Consider the following 438-nt stretch of genomic DNA (forward strand, 5'->3'; position numbering starts at 1 on the left):
CCCTTCATCGCCTCTGACTGCCAGGGCATCCACCGTGTACGCTTAGTCGCTTAACCTCACAACCCGAAGATGTTTCTTGCGATTCATCATCGTGTTGCGAAAATTTGAGAGACTCACGAACAACTTTCGTTGTTCTGTGTTTCAATTTTCAGCTTGATCCAGATTTTTAAAGAGCAAATATCTCAAACGTGACTCGTAAGTCAGTTTTGAGATATTAAGGCAGGTGACTTTCACTCACAAACCAGCAAGTGGCGTCCCCTAGGGGATTCGAACCCCTGTTACCGCCGTGAAAGGGCGGTGTCCTGGGCCTCTAGACGAAGGGGACACTGAAGTCTCAATCGCAAGACGCCTTGCTATTCACTTTTCATCAGACAATCTGTGTGAGCACTTCAAAGTACGCTTCTTTAAGGTAAGGAGGTGATCCAACCGCAGGTTCCC

1 tRNA gene is annotated in these 438 nt (G+C 47.7%); it reads right to left on the reverse strand.

Annotated elements, in window-relative coordinates:
* Positions 1 to 249: 249 nt before the first annotated feature.
* Positions 250 to 325 (reverse strand) — tRNA-Glu (locus NA197_RS23435).
* Positions 326 to 438 lie beyond the last annotated feature (113 nt).

It is taken from the genome of Salmonella sp. NW884 (genome assembly GCF_051700745.1).
Classification (GTDB): domain Bacteria; phylum Pseudomonadota; class Gammaproteobacteria; order Enterobacterales; family Enterobacteriaceae; genus Salmonella; species Salmonella enterica.